The organism is Mycoavidus cysteinexigens, from assembly GCF_003966915.1.
GTDB lineage: Bacteria > Pseudomonadota > Gammaproteobacteria > Burkholderiales > Burkholderiaceae > Mycoavidus > Mycoavidus cysteinexigens.
On record NZ_AP018150.1, the window covers coordinates 2,330,000 to 2,346,065 of the forward strand.

Here is a 16,066-nt window from a genome sequence, read left to right on the forward strand (position 1 = left end):
CCATGTATTTATTCACGCCCCCATGAGTCAATCCGCTACCCATACTTTACTCATTGAACTGGTCACCGAGGAGCTGCCACCCAAAGCGCTGGTGCGCCTTGCTGATGCATTCGCCAACGGCCTAGTTGAAAAACTTAACGCATCTGACCTGATTGCTGGGACTCCTGATTTTGAGCCGCATGCAAGCCCACGCCGTTTAGCGGTAGTGATCCGTCAAGTGCGCAGCGCCGCTCCTCCTAAGCTCGTGCGCCAGAAAATCCTGCCCATCTCAATTGCACTTGATGCGGCTGGACAAGCGACCCCCGCTCTCACCAAAAAACTGGCTAAGCTCGGCGTCGCCGATTTAAACTTAGCCGAACTTGAGCGCGCCCTCGATGGTAAAACCGAGGCCCTCTTTCTAAACCGTACGGTACCTGGCGCCGTGCTAAGCGATACATTGCAAATAGCGCTGAATGAGACCTTAGCCCAACTCCCGATTCCCAAAATGATGCGCTATCAAGCGCCTGATGGTTCTTTCGTACAATTCGTGCGGCCCGCGCATAAGCTACTGGCTTTACATGGCGCAACCGTGGTACCAGTCAGCGCACTCGGGCTTAACGCCGGACGCACAACGTTAGGGCATCGCTTTTTGTCCACGCATGAAATCACTCTGATGGACGCGGATGCCTATAGCGATACCCTCAAACAAAAGGGTCGCGTACTGACCCACTTTGAAACCCGGCGCGCAACCATCCACAGCCAACTTTTTAAACAAGCTGGCCCTGCACACATTAACTTACCCGAGGCTTTATTGGATGAAGTCACCGCACTCGTCGAATGGCCTGCCGTGTATTTATGCCAGTTCGATCCGGCTTTTCTTGCAGTGCCGCAAGAATGCCTGATTTTGACCATGCAAACAAATCAAAAATATTTTGCCCTCACCGATGCCAACGGTACTCTACAGGCACGTTTTTTAGTGGTTTCAAATCTTGAAACTGCCACTCCTGAGAGAATTATTAAAGGCAATGAGCGCGTGGTGCAGGCACGCTTAGCAGATGCAAAATTCTTCTTTGAGCAAGACTGCAAAAAGCCGCTTAGCGAGAAGGTAGCGCAGCTTGCTAACGTTATCTACCATCATAAGCTGGGCTCGCAATTACAGCGCGTAGAGCGCATCGAAACCATCGCCACAGCCCTTGCCTCTCAACTTAAAGCCGACCCGACACAGGTGGCGCGCGCTGCGCGTTTGGCAAAAGCGGATTTATTAACCGCGATGGTGAATGAATTTCCCGAGCTGCAAGGTACCATGGGGCAATATTATGCGCGCCACGACGGCGAACCTATGGAAGTAGCGCTTGCCTGCGCCGAGCATTATCAGCCGCGCTTTGCCGGCGACACCTTGCCAACCTCAATCACGAGCACCATTGTAGCGCTTGCCGACAAACTTGAAACCTTGGTTGGCATCTGGGGCATTGGGCTTGCGCCGAGTGGCGACAAAGACCCATTTGCATTACGCCGTCACGCACTGGGTATCTTGCGCATCGTACTGGAAAAAGCCTTACCACTTGATCTGGCGCAACTTTTACGCATGGGTTTTGCACCATTTTCTGCTGTGCCCGAAGTCACCGATCCAACTGCTGCGCTATTGGTTTTCTTGCTAGACCGGCTACGCGGTTTATTACGCGAGCGCGGCTATCACGCCAATCAAATCGAAGCGGTACTTAGCCATGCGCCAACGCGAATTGACGACCTGCCGGCGCGGCTTGAAGCCGTGCGCGTATTCGCTGCACTGCCGGAAGCACAGGCGCTTGCTGCGGCTAATAAACGCATTACGAATATTTTAAAAAAATCCGCCGAGACCCCTACCACAGTACAGCCGGCCTTACTCATTGAAGCCGTCGAAAAAGCCCTCTATGCGCAGCTCGAAACCCTCGCACCCGTGGTACAAACCCAATTGAGCGCCCAACAGTACACTCAAGTACTGATAACGCTGGCGCAATTGCGCACCAACGTCGATACATTTTTTGATGAGGTGATGGTGAACGCAGAAGATAACGCTTTGCGGACGAACCGACTCGCTCTGCTGGCACAGCTCTGGGCCCTAATGAATTGCGTGGCGGATCTTGCAAAACTGGCGACCGGGTAGTCGATGAATATCTATTGGCCTTTAACGCCAAGCCACCTAGCGCAGCCTAACTCCGTCACAAAATGAGAAATCACTCCGTCTAACCATGAGCACAGCTAAAAAACTCGTTATCCTCGATCGTGACGGCGTGATTAATCATGACGCCGATGAATTTATCAAATCACCTGACGAATGGCACGCGATCACGGGTAGCCTTGAGGCCATTGCCCGGCTTAATCAAGCCGGCTATCGAGTCGTCGTCGCGACCAATCAATCAGGCGTTGGCCGCGGTCTGTTTGATATGGCGACTTTAAATGCAATTCATCTTAAAATGCATCAAGCCGCTGCTGCGTTTGGCGCCCGCATCGATGCCGTATTCTTTTGCGCCCATACCGCTCATGACAATTGCAATTGCCGCAAACCCAAACCCGGTATGCTGCAAATGATTATCGAGCGCTTTAATATTGAACCCGCAGTTACCCCTGTAGTGGGCGATGCGCAACGCGATCTAGCGGCTGGGGCCGCGCTCGGTTTTCCCGTGCATCTGGTTTTAACCGGAAAAGGGCGCGCAACTTATGAGGCGGGCGCGCTACCCAGCGGCACCAAAGTCCATCAAGATCTATGGGCTTTTACGCTTGATTTTCTAGCCAACTCTACCGTTTAAATCACTATGTGGCCTGCTCAACCGTTCAGCATCTTGCTGCGCTCATTATTTTTCTCGCTTTATTTGGTTCTTTTCACTATTCCGTACGCACTAGCGTGCTTTTTAGCCTTCCCTTTGATGAATACGCAGTGTCGTTACGCAATGATTGCCGCTTGGTGCCGCGTGACCCTGTGGATGCTGCGTATTTTGAACGGCATTAGCTACCATTTAGAAGGCCTTGATAACTTGCCTAACGGCCCTGCCGTATTATTATCAAAGCACCAATCCGCCTGGGAAACGCTCGCTTTTCCCGCTCTCTTACCACGTCCGCTATGCTTTGTTTTTAAGCGAGAGTTGGTATTTATACCTTTTTTTGGCTGGACGCTAGGCATGTTAAAGATGGTGCAAATTGATCGCCGCAAAGGCCATAGCGCATTTGCTTCGATGCTCCGCCAAGGACGTGCGCGGCTGGCCGAAGGCGCATGGGTTATTATGTTTCCAGAAGGCACCCGCACCCCAGTTGGCACGCGAGGTCAATATAAAGTAGGCGGCGCACATTTTGCCGTAAGCGCCGGCGTTCCTGTGATTCCAATTGCGCATAATGCCGGCTATGTATGGCCTCGCAATTCTTTCATAAAATATCCAGGCGTCGTCACGGTCTCAATTGGCAAACCAATCCAGACCACAGGCCGTACACCAGCCGAGGTCAACGCAGAAGTTGAAACTTGGATTGAAACCGAGATGCTGCGCCTTGCCCCTATGGCCCCTCGGTCATAAATCGGCGCCTGCGCATTTAAGCGGCTACATCCGCCACAGTTCAAGCGGCAGATAAGTGCTGCGCAAGCGCTACATATTCAGGCACGGCAACCTCTTCTGCACGACGCGCAAGATCAAAACCCACGGCATCAAAATCAATCCGCGCGCGATAAGCCGCCAACGCATTCCGCAACATCTTGCGCCGCTGCGAAAAAGCCGCCGCCACCAGCTCCGAAAAACAGACCCAATCCACTGCAGGCAAAGCATTTAACGGGCGCGGCACCATTCTAATGACGGCGGAATCTACTTTGGGAGCGGGCGCAAACGCAGTAGGAGGAACGTCAATCAGCTTATCGACCTCATAACGGTACTGCAACATGACAGAAAGACGCCCATACGCTTTACTCCCTGGACTGGCAACTAAACGTTCAACCAATTCGCTTTGCAACATAAAATGCTGATCCGCCACCCAGTCCGCACAACTCAGTAAATGAAATAATAATGGGGTTGAGATGTTATAGGGCAAATTCCCCACAATCCGCAGCAGGGCCGGCGCGACCGTCTGCGCCATTGCGAAAGCTTGGAAATCAAACGTCAAGGCGTCCGCCGAATGCAAGATTAGTCTAGCGCCAAAACGTTTTTGCAAACGCACAATAAGATCGCGATCCAGCTCAATCGCATGCAAAATGCCGCTTTGGCCTAAGCGCGCCAACAAAGGTGCGGTCAAAGCCCCTAAACCAGGGCCAATCTCGACCAAGCGTTGATCTGGCTGCGGCGCAATGGCCGCCGCAATCCTTTCGATAATGCCGGTGTCTACCAGAAAATTCTGCCCAAAGCGTTTACGAGCAGTATGCCCTTGATACCTCTGATTATTCTCTGCGCAAGCGCGGTTCTTCTGCATCAAACTGAAATACCCAAGTTGGACTCCGGGAAACGGCGATATCGCGCCATTGTAACCGCAGCGTCAATCGCCTCTAGCAAACTCGCCGGATCAGCCCGACCGGTACCGGCCAAATCTAAGGCCGTGCCATGGTCGACTGAAGTTCGTATAATGGGCAAACCAAGCGTCACATTAATGCCTGTGCCGAAGGTTGCATATTTCAGCACCGGTAGCCCTTGATCATGATACATCGCAAGTACGCAATCTGCCTGATCTAAATAACGCGGCTGAAACAATGTGTCTGCCGGATAAGGACCACGCGCATCAATTCCTAAGCCCTGCACATACTCTAGCGCTGGGATAATAATCTCAATTTCCTCACGCCCCAGATGGCCCTGCTCACCCGCATGTGGATTCAATCCGGTCACTAAAATGCGTGGTTTTTTAATGCCAAAGTCACGGCGCAAATGGGCATCCATAATGCGTAGCGTGCTAATCAATTTGTCTGTCGTTAACGCTGCAGCCACCTCTTTGAGCGGCAGATGGGTGGTTGCCAGCGCCACCCGAAAAGCCTGGCCTGGCCGACACGAGCTTTTAAACGGGTGGTATCTATGCTGGGTTGAAGTTGAGGTGATTGATGTGGTCAGTGCAGCGGATTCCGCCCGTGCATTGGGCTGGCCCGCGAGCATCATCACCACCTGCTCAGTCCCCGTGCGAACCGCCAAATATTCAGTATGGCCAGTGAAGGGAATACCCGCCTCATTGATCACGCTTTTTTGTAGCGGAGCTGTCACGATCGCATCGAAGGACTTGGCCAAGGCACCTGCGATAGCCACATCAAGCAACGCAAGTACATAACGACTATTCGCTGCATTGAGCTGGCCGGCTGTGACCGGCGCGCTCAGTGCCTCATGGCGCAACGCGATCCGCCCAGTCGCTAAGAGCGCTAACCAGTCAACGCCAACCACCTTGGCGCGCATTTCCAGTAATGGGCTATCGCCCAGCACAGTAAAATACACATCAGGCCAGATAGGGGGCTCAACTAACAGCGCATGAGCCAGAGCCAACAGGGTGAGTTCTGGGCCGACTCCGGCTGGTTCACCCGTGGTAATTGCAATTTTAAGCGCAGCGTCTGTATGCATGAGTTAAGCCGAAACCAAGCGGATCCAATTAAAACGCTGCGCTATCCGTTTTATATAAAATAAAACTGCTGTCTCGCAACTCCCGCAACCAATCGGCATAGGCTTGTTCAGCTTTGCGCATGCCCAGAGCTTGCCGCACCTGTTCTGGCTGGGCGAGAGATTTTTCAGCGCCCTCAGTGCCTTGGTGATTAGCCAGATAATTAGCCACCTCCGCATCCGAGACAGTGATTTTTTGCTCCACCTCTTTCTGGCGTAAACGACTGAGAATCAGCTCATTCTTTACATCCGTGACAAAAACAGACCAGGCTACGCCCTGTTTTTTTAACCACTCACGATACTGTTCAAGCGATAATCGATTGGCCTGCGCGATTTGTTCAAGCGTACGATCAATGGTTTCATCATTAACCGTAATCCTTTCCTGGTTTGCCGTTTGCAATTGCATGCGCTCTAGCACCATCTGCTCAAGCACCTGGAGTTTTAAATGTGCAGCAGGCGGAATCGGCGCCTTAGTCTGCTGTAGGCGGCGTGTCACGAGCTCCAAGCGGGCCGCTAACTCGCGTTGGGTAATCACTTCATGGTTTACAACCACCAGCACCCGATCCACTTCCTGAACCGCAGAAGATAAAGGCTTTTGTGTTTTCGCTACAGTAAGCGAAGGAAATACAGACAAAACCGTCAAAAGCACTACAACAGATGGTTTAACCCAATCAAAAATTCGCATAAACAATTCACTTACTCATAATTTGAAAAACGCGAGGGCGGTGGCAGTGGCGGTGGCAGTCCAACATATCCCGGCACACTCGCGCGCAATTGCTCAATTAACCCATTGTCAATTCTCGACAACCCTTTAAACTCAAGCTGCGCTAGCACGCGTGTGCCGGTCGCATTCGCGCCACTTGGATCAATCCCATTAGCAAAGCGCTGAATCGCCAAGCCAAACGCCCAACAATCCGCATCATACTGAAAACCTAATAGACTATCGACTACACGGTGGCTATCGAGACCATAATTAAGCCGCCCCACTCCATATAAACGCCGGCTCAATGGCCACTGCGCAGAGATCACTGCTTGTTTAATCGGCTGATAATTGAGCGTTGGATTAGCACGCGTATAACGATACGCCAGATTAAACACCTTGCGATCGGCTGGACTCCAGCCAAAGCCAAGGTTGGAACGGATCAGCTCATTATCATCCGCATTAAATTGCACAGCGGTTTCCGAACTGAAACCCGCCCCTAATTTAAACGCCGCGCCTAATAATAAATCAGAATGATTGGCCCGCATATTCGGTTGATTGGGCAGCAGGGCCACGCGCTGTTGCTGAAAATAATACTGCTGCGCCGCCACTAAACGCGCGCGCTCATCACCCGTTACTGAATCAGTAAAACGCGTGGTTATACCTGCCGTCAAGCGATTGGCGTCAGCAATCCGATCATTTCCTACAAAGGAGTTTTCGGTATAAATTTCAGCTAAGCCAAAATCAGACTCCGCGCTATCAAAGAGCGGCATAAAACTTTGCTCCCGATAAGGCGTATACACATAATATAGTCGTGGCTCAAGGGTCTGAATATATTCTTTTCCGAAAAAGCGTACCGGACGCTCAAAAATCAGTCCGCTATCTAAGCTCAAGGTTGGAATTGCCGTATTAATATGGCGCGGTTGGGACGCGCTAGCCGTCGACGCAATCGTGTTCAGGTTATACGCAGCCAAATGATATTGCAGTTTTGGCACAATAAAATAAGCTGAGCTAAGCAACGGATAGCTTAGATAGGGCTTCAAAAAAACCCGATCACCTTCCGTTAAATCTGCCGTCGTGATTTTAAACCGCGAATAATTCGCTTGCGCGCCAAAATCAAAGCCATATGCGTCATAACGCTCATATTTAACATCTAATTCGGGTTCCCGCCCATACGGTGCGGCCGATGGCGGCAAGGTCTGCCAACGCTGCACACGCGCCAGCGCGGACCAAGGCCCGCGATTATACGTCAAGCCAGCTTCTTGTTGATAAAGCAACTGCATGCCGTTCATAAACATATTACCGGCGGTTAAGTCCTCTGGATAAGTATTATCCGATACGCGATTGTAGTTGAAATAAGCCCCTAAGCTATTACCCAACTCTTGGGCGTGTTGCGCATGAATCGCATAACGCCGGCTCTGCATGACTTCATCATGAGGCAAATATTCAACGTTGAGCGAGCCTGAATAAGTGGGGGACAAATAACGATAATCTGCGCCAAGCTGCATGCCGCGGCGTGACATATAACGTGGATAAAGCGTCAAATCACGGTTTGGCGCAATATTAAAGTAATACGGTAGCGTCGCATCAACCCCCGCCGTCGAACCCAATGCAACCACTGGCGGCAACAAACCAGAAACCCGCTGATTGGACAATGGAAATGACAAATAAGGACTCGCAAAAAGCGGGACTTGCTGAAAGAACAGCACACCATTACGCGCCACGCCTAAGTTATTCGCTTTATCAAATTCAACGCGGCTCGCCTTGATATTCCATGCCGGCTGCGAACATGGGCATCCCGTATAGGTGCCGCGCGTAATGACTGTGCGCTCTGGATCCAGCACATCAATCCGTTGCGCGCTCCCTGAACCGCCAGCAATAAAGCGATAGCTAGGCGAAAGCATATAGCCCTCATTTGCCTTGACCTTTAAGTGCGCTTCAGGTCCGCTAAAAGTATTCCCTTTATTGATAATCCGCACATTACCGTAAGCATCAGCTTGATCTGTGGTCGCATCATAATGCAACCGATCACCTTTGATCACTGTAGTTGAAGTACGCACCTCAGCCGAGCCCGAAACAGTCACCTCTTGCTCGCCCTGCGCTTCGACTTGATCGCCCAACACAAATCTTGCCGTACCCTGACCTGGAGACAACGGATGCTCTTCAAGCTGCGGCGCTAGCGTCAGCCCCGAGATAGGCGCGCCTGCACTGATCACCGGCTCGAGTGGCTGGCTAAAAGCAACAAGCGGCACGCTAGCTGGCAACGCCAGCAAGGCAACCAACAAAGACGAGAGACGCGGATGAGTAGATCGAGGCAAAGTTAACAAAGAAATTAATAGCCGTTACAGCTTAGTCAAATGTCTAAAGGTGAGTTTCAAACAGGTCTTAGCCGAACAGAACGCAGAAAATAATCGGGTATTATATAAGCAAGATCGCTCTCTCTTCGTTATATTTTGATGACACACCCTTCCCTGGTTGATACTCGCCTAACGCTCCTTTCAGATTGGCTAGCAACTTTACCTAAGCATTATCAATTAGATTTAACGTCACTTGAATCCGCTAGCGCAGACGCGGGAGCACGCCGTTATTTCCGACTTGCCAGTGCCGGATCATATGGCCCAACCCTGCTTGCCGTGGACGCGCCACCACCACAAAAATGCGTTGAATTCGCCACGATTGCGTTAATCTTAGCCCAAACAGGCATCCATGCACCTCAGGTCTATGAAAGCGATTTTACCCATGGTTTTATGCTCATCACTGACCTTGGCCGCGCCACTTACCTTAAGGTTATTTTAAGCGCATCCGATCCTCTAGAAGCTTACCCCTTATTTGACGCTGCACTCAATGCACTGATCCGCTGGCAATGCGCGACGCGCGCAGAGGTTTTACCGATTTACGATGAAGCCTTTGTGCGGCGAGAACTTGAGTTATTTCCCACCTGGTATCTTGAGCGCCACTTGGGAATCACGGTGGATCAGACTCTGCGCACAACGCTCGATTCCATTTTTACGATTTTGGTTGAAAACGCACTCACGCAACCCAAGGTCTTTATGCATCGAGACTATATGCCGCGCAATCTCATGGCATCTCCTCCCAACCCAGGAGTCATTGATTTTCAAGATGCAGTGCTGGGCCCCATTACCTATGATGTCGTCTCTTTATTCCGAGATGCATTTATTAGCTGGGATGAATCATTTGAGTTAGATTGCATAGCCCAATATTGGGAGCGAGCAAAAAAAGCCGGCTTGCCGGTGCGCACCGATTTTGCGCAATTTTACCGTGAGCTTGAATGGATGGGCTTGCAACGACATTTAAAAATCTTAGGACTTTTTGCGCGACTTTACTATTTGGATGGGAAAGCAAACTATTTAGCCGACACACCAAGGTTTATCATTTATGTGCGTAATGTCGCACAACGCTATCGTGAATTAGCACCATTGTTGCAGATCTTAGACAAAATCGAGGGTGCAAAGGTTAATCGATAATTTTATATACTTAGAGGCAAAGCGCACCACTTAATGATTAATGAAAACAGGGTCTAAAGTTTGACTGAAAGCAATAAAGCAAAGAAATATAATTATCATAAACCAGGCCAGGATGGGCTTTGAATCCGAAGCGACCGTAGTAGGCAAGGTTTCCCAGAACTACGCAGCCGAGGCCGCCTAGGCGTTGCAATTCAGCGAGAGCCACCTTCATCAACTTCGAGCCGATACCTTGGCCCTGGCGTTCAGGCCGTACGGAGATTGGCCCAAGGCCGTACCATCCAGTTGCGCCCGACGAAAGGGTAACGGGCGACATGGCCTACGATAGCATCGCCCGCTACTGCCACCAGAGAGATCGTCAGTTGATCATAATGCCGTAAGGCATTGACGATAAATTGCTCAGTATGGCTTGCGTGTGGCTCGCTTCGAAATGCAGACTCGGTAAGCCGTGTGATGGTGGCGATGTCGGCAGCCTGCTCATGGCGGATAGTAATATTCATGTTCATTCTTGCTTTGACATCTTGATCAATAATACTCCGCAGAACTTTGAAGTTACCGACCAAATTTAAAAATAGCGCCGAATTTTTCCTGAGTTATAAGCCTATCCGCCGATGATTGTTCAAGCCACGCGTCGACCTTACAATATGAGCTTCATGAATAAAATAACTCTCAACGCCAAAGCAGGCGCATAGCTTTAATATTACGGGTTCGTCGATTCCTCAAGCACAATGCTATTTTTTCTATAATGATCTCTTCTCAAACCGCTATGATCTTCGCTGCTGGACGCGGCGAACGCATGAGCCCGCTCTCCGATTTTTGCCCCAAACCCTTACTCACGGCGCGAGGCAAACCACTTATCGTATGGCAAATTGAGCGCTTGGCGCGGGCCGGGTTCACGACCATCATCATCAACCATCATTGGCTGGGCGAACAAATTGAGGCAGCGCTTGGTGATGGCGCCCACTGGGGCGTACATATCCGCTATTCCGCTGAAGCCGAGCTGCTAGAAACAGCCGGTGCGATTGCTCAGGCCCTCCCTTTGCTCGAAGCGCAACAACAGCCTTGCGCCTTCGTTGCAGTGAGCGCCGATATTTTTACCGATTATGACTATCGTGCCCTGCACCAACACCTGCAACGGCTGCAAAATTTGTCTGAACCTCATATGCATCTAGTGATGGTCCAGAACCCTGAATATCATCCGAATGGCGATTTTGCCCTTGCAAATGGCCTGCTATCGCTGCACGATGCTGCACGTTTGACCTTCGGCAATATCGGCGTGTACGATACTCGGATGTTTTATGACCTCAAGCCCGGTAAACGTTGTGCGCTCACCCCTTACTATTTAGCTGCGATTAAAGCACAACGTGCAAGCGGCGAACTGCATCAGGGTAATTGGGCGAATGTGGGTACGCCCGCTCAACTCCAACTGCTCAACGCCGAATGACAAAAACCCGGCCAACAGTTTATTCTGAAAACACGCGCTAAAACAAACCAACCATGCCCCCCTCGCTCAGTATCCCCTTTGATTTCGATCTCGCCATTATTGGCGCCGGGCCAGTTGGCCTTGCCCTAGCGGGCTGGCTTATGCGCCGCAGCGCAACCCGCACCATGTCTATTGCGCTGATTGATGCAAAGCAACCCGCCGCAGCGCAGCACGATCCGCGTGCTTTTGCGCTCTCGCAGGGAAGTCGCAGCCTACTTGCAGCATTAGGCTGGCCAACGACAGCGGTACCGATTAAACAGGTACATATCTCGCAATGTGGATCTTTTGGACGTACGCTGATCGACTGCCGTGAACATCATCTGCCAGCACTTGGCTATGTTGTCCGTTACGGCGCGCTTCTCTCTACGCTAGAAAACGCACTGCCGCACCACACGCTACAACGCTTTACCCAAACCAAAGCCGGTACACCTATGCAAGATGCATATGGCGTCACGCTGCCGATTGAAACCCCCAGCGGGGCGCGCACGCTACGCGCTCAGCTTTTAGTCCACGCCGAGGGCGGTCAATATCACGCTCAATCCTCTGCTACACTCAACGCCCCATCCGGCAATACTCGTGCTTATCAGCAAGTTGCGTTGGTCGGCGTCATCAGCGTCGACACCCCACAGTCTTATATCGCGTGGGAACGTTTTACTGACGAAGGCCCGCTCGCCCTGCTTCCTTTAGGGGGCGAGAGCAACGCAAGCTATGCGCTGGTTTGGTGTGGCCGTCCCGACAATACACAACGTCGGCTGCACGCAAACCCAGCCGACTTCTTAACCGAACTAGGTTCGCGATTTGGCTCGCGTCTCGGACGTTTTACCGAAATCAATGGCCGTGCTTCCTTTGCTCTGAATTTAAACACAGCGGCAGCGCTCGCTGACCATCGCATTGCCGTCATTGGAAATGCGGCCCAGACTTTGCATCCAGTTGCCGGGCAAGGGTTAAACTTAGGTTTACGCGACGCTTATACGTTAGCGGAGGCTCTGTCTGACCTGGGTCCAACCCCTGCTGCTCTGACTTGCTTCGCACAACGCCGCCGCGCGGATCGAAAATTAACTGTCACGGCGACCGATCTACTGGCGCGCATTTTCACGCATAGTTTTGCACCTCCGTTTGGCGCATTACTTGCACCCAGTTATGGACTCGCTCTGACCGCACTGAATTGTTTGCCGCTATTTAAGCGTAAATTGGCGCACCACATGATGTTTGGCCAACGGGATTAATTGAATCTCCCAGCCAAATTTTTAACTGATTTACCTTGAAGTCGTTTTTAAGCGAAGCTTCCGCACAAAAAATATCTGCCAAACTCCAAGCTTTAAGCTCACGAGGCTAGCTTGCACTTTACGGGGATCCAGCGGGCCATTTCACACTCACCGGCCCGCCTCAACTTTACTATCAATATATTTTTTTTATAGAAGATTTCAAGCGCAGGAATGCAAAATAGCCAGCAGGTTAAGTTAGAATGTACCCCTTTTTTCTCCGCGCCCCTCCTTCTGCTGTAAGTTTGAATATATGATGCTGAATCCTGTTTCGTTGATGTCGTTTTACCCGCTCTGCGCCAATCTCAAGCGTCCTTTTAACCACTCTCAGCATCGTTGCGCTGCATCTCCTATCACGTTACTTCCTCAAACCCAGTGGCGAATTGTATGAGCAAAGGTGAAATCGAACGATGCGTCCACAAAAGTCTAGATAGCTACTTTGCAGATCTGGACGGCTCAGACCCGCATGACCTCTATAAAATGGTGATTACATGCGTCGAGAAACCCCTTTTTGAGTATATTATCGCTCGGGCAGGAGGAAAACAGTTGCTAGCAGCCAAATACCTTGGCATGAACCGTAATACTTTGCGCAAGAAGCTGCAACAGCACGATTTGTTGTAGTCATTCAGCCGCTCCTGTTTGAGCGGCTAGACTTTCTATTTCTAATAAATAATGATCAAACAAGCACTCCTTTCTGTTTCGGACAAATCCGGCATTATTGAATTTGCGCGCGCACTTTCTTCACTTGGCGTCGCCATTCTATCAACCGGCGGTACCGCTAAACACTTAACGGAAGCAGGCATAGCCGTTACTGAGGTTGCTCATTACACAGGCTTTCCCGAAATGCTTGATGGGCGCGTCAAAACTTTGCATCCTAAAATACACGGCGGCTTACTCGCGCGGCGCGATCTCCCGGCCCATATGGCTTCATTGCAAGAGCACGAGATCGGAACCATTGATTTACTGGTGGTGAATCTTTATCCATTCGCCCAAACCATTGCGCGTGGCGATTGCACGCTCGCCGAGGCGATTGAAAATATTGACATTGGCGGTCCAGCAATGTTGCGCTCGGCTGCTAAAAATCATCAGAATGTCACCGTTATCGTTGACCCGGCTGATTACAGCATAGTGCTTGATGAAATACGCGCGCAAAACACGCATACGGTGAGTTACGCCACGAATTTTCGGCTTGCTGCCAAAGCCTTTGCACATACCGCTCAATACGATGGGGCGATTACAAATTATTTGAGCAGCTTGGGCGATGATTTAACGCATACCACACGTAACCCATACCCAGCGGTGCTCAATTTAGCCTTTGAGAAAGTGCAAGATCTACGCTATGGCGAAAATCCACATCAACAGGCTGCGTTTTACCGAGACCATAATCCTCCTAACTGTACCCTCGCAAATTATCGTCAATTACAAGGCAAAGAACTTTCTTATAATAATCTCGCCGATGCCGACGCCGCCTGGGAATGCGTTAGAAGTTTTACCGCCAACGCCGCCGAAGCCCATTCTTGTGTCATCGTTAAGCATGCAAACCCGTGTGGTGCAGCGCTTGCAGACAGCGCCGCCGCCGCCTACGCCAAAGCCTTCCAAACTGACCCAGCGTCAGCTTTTGGCGGCATCATCGCATTTAATCGCGAAGTCGATACCGCAACCGCGCAAGCGGTGTTGCAACAATTTGTTGAAGTGCTAATTGCACCGGCCTTTAGCGAGGGCGCGAAAGAATTGCTGAGCGCCAAACACAACCTGCGAGTACTTGAAATTCCGCTGGGTCAGACACTCCATGCCTTTGATTTGAAGCGCATTGGCGGCGGTCTATTAGTGCAATCGCCAGATGCAAAAAACATTCAATTGCATGAATTACACGTAGTCACCAAACGCCATCCAACGCCCAAAGAAATGGAAGATGCGTTATTCGCCTGGCAGGTTGCTAAGTTTGTTAAATCGAATACCATCGTGTTTTGTGCGCAGCGTATGACGCTTGGCATTGGCGCGGGTCAAATGAGCCGCATTGACGCCGCTCGCATTGCCCGCATTAAAGCAGAAAACGCCGGTCTAAGCCTAGCCGGTTGCGCGGCCGCTTCAGATGCGTTTTTTCCGTTTCGTGATGGACTGGATGTGATTGTTGCCGCTGGCGCAACCTGCGTTATTCAACCAGGCGGCTCAGTACGGGATGATGAGGTGATCGCCGCAGCAGATGAACATAACATCGCTATGGTATTTACCGGCACCCGCCACTTTCGGCATTGACGGATGCAAGCGGGTCGGGCTGATTTTGGGCGCATCCTCTTTTTATGCAAAACATGCAATTGAATGAACAGCATAAAAATCATCGGCATTGATCCCGGCTTACGGGTTACGGGTTTTGGCGTGATCGAACAAAACGGTCAGCGCTTAAGTTATATCGCCAGCGGCGTTATCAAAACCCCCAATGCCGATCTGCCACAACGGCTCGGCACAATTTTTAAGGGCATCGCCACTCTGCTTGGCGAGCATGCCCCGATGCAAGCCGCCATTGAGAAAGTCTTTGTCAATGTGAATCCGCAATCGACATTACTGCTCGGCCAGGCGCGTGGCGCAGCAATTTGCTCCCTGGTGGCGGGGGGCATGCCGGTTTATGAATATACCGCGCTTCAGCTAAAACAGGCGGTTGTGGGCTATGGGCGCGCCAGCAAAGAGCAAGTACAACAAATGATTGCCCGACTCTTGCAGTTAAATAGCTTACCTGGCACGGATGCGGCTGATGCGCTTGGCGTTGCCATTTGCCATGCGCATAGCAGCGGCGCGCTGAGTGTGCTGGGCGGGCTTGCGCCGGCATTGACGCAAAAGGGATATCGTCTACGCCGCGGTCGGCTTATCGGTTGAGAAGATCGTTCTTTTTAGCCCGTTCGTCACAGAAATTGCTCAGTCTGCGCGAACGGTTCAACCCGAATGCGCTACACTTACTTTTTAAATCCGCTTTTATTGTTGTCATGATTGGTCGCATCGCCGGCATTTTGCTGGAAAAAAATCCACCGCATCTACTGATCGATTGCCACGGCATCGGCTATGAAATCGATGTGCCGATGAGCACTTTTTACACTTTACCCGCAGCAGGCGAGTCAGTGGTATTGCTCACGCAATTGTTGGTGCGCGAAGACGCGCATTTATTGTATGGTTTTGCGACTGCGCCAGAACGCTCGACTTTTCGTGAATTGCTTAAAATCAGTGGTATCGGCGCGCGTATGGCGCTTGCAGTACTTTCAGGCATGAGTGTGAACGATTTAGCGCAAGCCGTAACCGCGCAAGATACAGCTCTGTTCACTCGCATACCAGGCATTGGCAAAAAAACCGCTGAGCGGCTGCTGCTTGAATTAAAGGGTAAACTGGGCGTTGAGCTAGGCGCTGTAGCAGGCCACGCGCTCGGCGCAAACGCTGCTGATACTCTTAACGCCTTGCTGGCGCTAGGCTATTCGGAAAAAGAAGCACTGCTGGCAATTAAGAACGTACCCGCTGGCGCCAGCGTGTCGGACGGCATTAAACTTGCCTTGAAAGCGCTCTCAAAAACCTAGTTTAGATCCGCCTTAACCGCTTAC

General features: G+C 51.1%; 16 protein-coding genes. 10 read left to right on the plus strand and 6 right to left on the minus strand.

All coding sequences use genetic code 11. From position 1 onward, the window contains the following. Window positions 1–22 precede the first annotated feature (22 nt). The 3 genes from glyS to MCB1EB_RS09885 all read left to right on the plus strand — a co-directional run bounded on the left by glyS (window position 23) and on the right by MCB1EB_RS09885 (window position 3,521). A complete protein-coding gene (gene glyS, locus MCB1EB_RS09875) occupies window positions 23–2,122 on the plus strand; it encodes a glycine--tRNA ligase subunit beta (RefSeq protein WP_045364701.1) in 2,100 nt (699 codons plus the stop codon). A gap of 85 nt (window positions 2,123–2,207) precedes the next feature. Continuing rightward, a complete protein-coding gene (gmhB, locus tag MCB1EB_RS09880; protein ID WP_026921398.1) occupies window positions 2,208–2,765 on the plus strand; it encodes a D-glycero-beta-D-manno-heptose 1,7-bisphosphate 7-phosphatase in 558 nt (185 codons plus the stop codon). Window positions 2,766–2,771: 6 nt separating this feature from the next. Continuing rightward, window positions 2,772–3,521, plus strand: coding sequence for a lysophospholipid acyltransferase family protein (locus MCB1EB_RS09885; protein WP_045364698.1), 750 nt, complete (start codon window positions 2,772–2,774; stop codon window positions 3,519–3,521). A 40-nt stretch (window positions 3,522–3,561) separates the two neighbouring features. Here the strand turns inward: MCB1EB_RS09885 and rsmA are convergent, their stop codons facing one another. From rsmA to MCB1EB_RS09905, 4 genes are read right to left on the minus strand one after another with little or no spacing between them, the layout of a single operon-like run. Next, window positions 3,562–4,401 (minus strand): 16S rRNA (adenine(1518)-N(6)/adenine(1519)-N(6))-dimethyltransferase RsmA, encoded by an 840-nt coding sequence (gene rsmA / locus MCB1EB_RS09890; protein ID WP_045364695.1) that lies wholly within the window; start codon window positions 4,399–4,401, stop codon window positions 3,562–3,564. Then, a complete protein-coding gene (pdxA, locus tag MCB1EB_RS09895) occupies window positions 4,401–5,522 on the minus strand; it encodes a 4-hydroxythreonine-4-phosphate dehydrogenase PdxA (RefSeq protein ID WP_045364692.1) in 1,122 nt (373 codons plus the stop codon). The genes rsmA and pdxA overlap by 1 nt, the downstream gene beginning before the upstream one ends. A 28-nt stretch (window positions 5,523–5,550) precedes the next feature. Further along, window positions 5,551–6,243 carry a SurA N-terminal domain-containing protein gene (locus MCB1EB_RS09900; protein WP_052393975.1) on the minus strand — a complete coding sequence of 231 codons (693 nt, stop codon included), beginning with the start codon at window positions 6,241–6,243 and terminating at the stop codon, window positions 5,551–5,553. An 11-nt stretch (window positions 6,244–6,254) separates the two neighbouring features. Further along, window positions 6,255–8,576 (minus strand): LPS-assembly protein LptD, encoded by a 2,322-nt coding sequence (locus MCB1EB_RS09905; RefSeq protein WP_232034105.1) that lies wholly within the window; start codon window positions 8,574–8,576, stop codon window positions 6,255–6,257. Between the two features lie 138 nt (window positions 8,577–8,714). Here MCB1EB_RS09905 and MCB1EB_RS09910 point away from each other — a divergent pair, with 138 nt between their 5' ends. Then, window positions 8,715–9,743, plus strand: coding sequence for an aminoglycoside phosphotransferase family protein (locus MCB1EB_RS09910; protein WP_045364687.1), 1,029 nt, complete (start codon window positions 8,715–8,717; stop codon window positions 9,741–9,743). A gap of 37 nt (window positions 9,744–9,780) precedes the next feature. On the opposite strand, the gene MCB1EB_RS12440 is transcribed toward MCB1EB_RS09910, so the two are convergent. Together MCB1EB_RS12440 and MCB1EB_RS12445 are read right to left on the minus strand one after the other, a co-directional pair. Then, entirely contained in the window at window positions 9,781–10,056 is a 276-nt protein-coding gene (locus MCB1EB_RS12440) for a GNAT family N-acetyltransferase (RefSeq protein WP_232034106.1), read from the minus strand. Continuing rightward, entirely contained in the window at window positions 9,986–10,240 is a 255-nt protein-coding gene (locus MCB1EB_RS12445; protein ID WP_232034107.1) for a GNAT family N-acetyltransferase, read from the minus strand. Before MCB1EB_RS12445 ends, MCB1EB_RS12440 begins: the two co-directional genes overlap by 71 nt. Window positions 10,241–10,485: 245 nt before the next feature. Here MCB1EB_RS12445 and murU point away from each other — a divergent pair, with 245 nt between their 5' ends. The 6 genes from murU to ruvA all read left to right on the plus strand — a co-directional run bounded on the left by murU (window position 10,486) and on the right by ruvA (window position 16,042). Next, a complete protein-coding gene (gene murU, locus MCB1EB_RS09920) occupies window positions 10,486–11,184 on the plus strand; it encodes an N-acetylmuramate alpha-1-phosphate uridylyltransferase MurU (protein WP_081953555.1) in 699 nt (232 codons plus the stop codon). Between the two features lie 53 nt (window positions 11,185–11,237). Continuing rightward, window positions 11,238–12,449 (plus strand): UbiH/UbiF/VisC/COQ6 family ubiquinone biosynthesis hydroxylase, encoded by a 1,212-nt coding sequence (locus MCB1EB_RS09925; RefSeq protein WP_045364685.1) that lies wholly within the window; start codon window positions 11,238–11,240, stop codon window positions 12,447–12,449. A gap of 423 nt (window positions 12,450–12,872) precedes the next feature. After that, window positions 12,873–13,106 (plus strand): Fis family transcriptional regulator, encoded by a 234-nt coding sequence (locus MCB1EB_RS09930; protein ID WP_026921406.1) that lies wholly within the window; start codon window positions 12,873–12,875, stop codon window positions 13,104–13,106. Between the two features lie 51 nt (window positions 13,107–13,157). Beyond that, window positions 13,158–14,741: a bifunctional phosphoribosylaminoimidazolecarboxamide formyltransferase/IMP cyclohydrolase gene (gene purH / locus MCB1EB_RS09935; protein WP_045364682.1), complete on the plus strand. Its 1,584-nt coding sequence runs from the start codon at window positions 13,158–13,160 to the stop codon at window positions 14,739–14,741. 72 nt (window positions 14,742–14,813) lie between these two features. Beyond that, window positions 14,814–15,356 (plus strand): crossover junction endodeoxyribonuclease RuvC, encoded by a 543-nt coding sequence (gene ruvC / locus MCB1EB_RS09940; RefSeq protein WP_045366303.1) that lies wholly within the window; start codon window positions 14,814–14,816, stop codon window positions 15,354–15,356. 107 nt (window positions 15,357–15,463) lie between these two features. Further along, window positions 15,464–16,042 carry a Holliday junction branch migration protein RuvA gene (ruvA, locus tag MCB1EB_RS09945; protein ID WP_045366300.1) on the plus strand — a complete coding sequence of 193 codons (579 nt, stop codon included), beginning with the start codon at window positions 15,464–15,466 and terminating at the stop codon, window positions 16,040–16,042. Window positions 16,043–16,066 lie beyond the last annotated feature (24 nt).

Bases quoted from the DNA above. Each gene is read 5' to 3' on its own strand.
- glyS (WP_045364701.1), top strand. From the start codon at position 23: ATGAGTCAATCCGCTACCCATACTTTACTCATTGAACTGGTCACCGAG.
- gmhB (WP_026921398.1), top strand. From the start codon at position 2,208: ATGAGCACAGCTAAAAAACTCGTTATCCTCGATCGTGACGGCGTGATT.
- MCB1EB_RS09885 (WP_045364698.1), top strand. From the start codon at position 2,772: ATGTGGCCTGCTCAACCGTTCAGCATCTTGCTGCGCTCATTATTTTTC.
- rsmA (WP_045364695.1), bottom strand. From the start codon at position 4,401: ATGCAGAAGAACCGCGCTTGCGCAGAGAATAATCAGAGGTATCAAGGG.
- pdxA (WP_045364692.1), bottom strand. From the start codon at position 5,522: ATGCATACAGACGCTGCGCTTAAAATTGCAATTACCACGGGTGAACCA.
- MCB1EB_RS09900 (WP_052393975.1), bottom strand. From the start codon at position 6,243: ATGCGAATTTTTGATTGGGTTAAACCATCTGTTGTAGTGCTTTTGACG.
- MCB1EB_RS09910 (WP_045364687.1), top strand. From the start codon at position 8,715: ATGACACACCCTTCCCTGGTTGATACTCGCCTAACGCTCCTTTCAGAT.
- MCB1EB_RS12440 (WP_232034106.1), bottom strand. From the start codon at position 10,056: ATGTCGCCCGTTACCCTTTCGTCGGGCGCAACTGGATGGTACGGCCTT.
- MCB1EB_RS12445 (WP_232034107.1), bottom strand. From the start codon at position 10,240: ATGAATATTACTATCCGCCATGAGCAGGCTGCCGACATCGCCACCATC.
- murU (WP_081953555.1), top strand. From the start codon at position 10,486: ATGATCTCTTCTCAAACCGCTATGATCTTCGCTGCTGGACGCGGCGAA.
- MCB1EB_RS09925 (WP_045364685.1), top strand. From the start codon at position 11,238: ATGCCCCCCTCGCTCAGTATCCCCTTTGATTTCGATCTCGCCATTATT.
- MCB1EB_RS09930 (WP_026921406.1), top strand. From the start codon at position 12,873: ATGAGCAAAGGTGAAATCGAACGATGCGTCCACAAAAGTCTAGATAGC.
- purH (WP_045364682.1), top strand. From the start codon at position 13,158: ATGATCAAACAAGCACTCCTTTCTGTTTCGGACAAATCCGGCATTATT.
- ruvA (WP_045366300.1), top strand. From the start codon at position 15,464: ATGATTGGTCGCATCGCCGGCATTTTGCTGGAAAAAAATCCACCGCAT.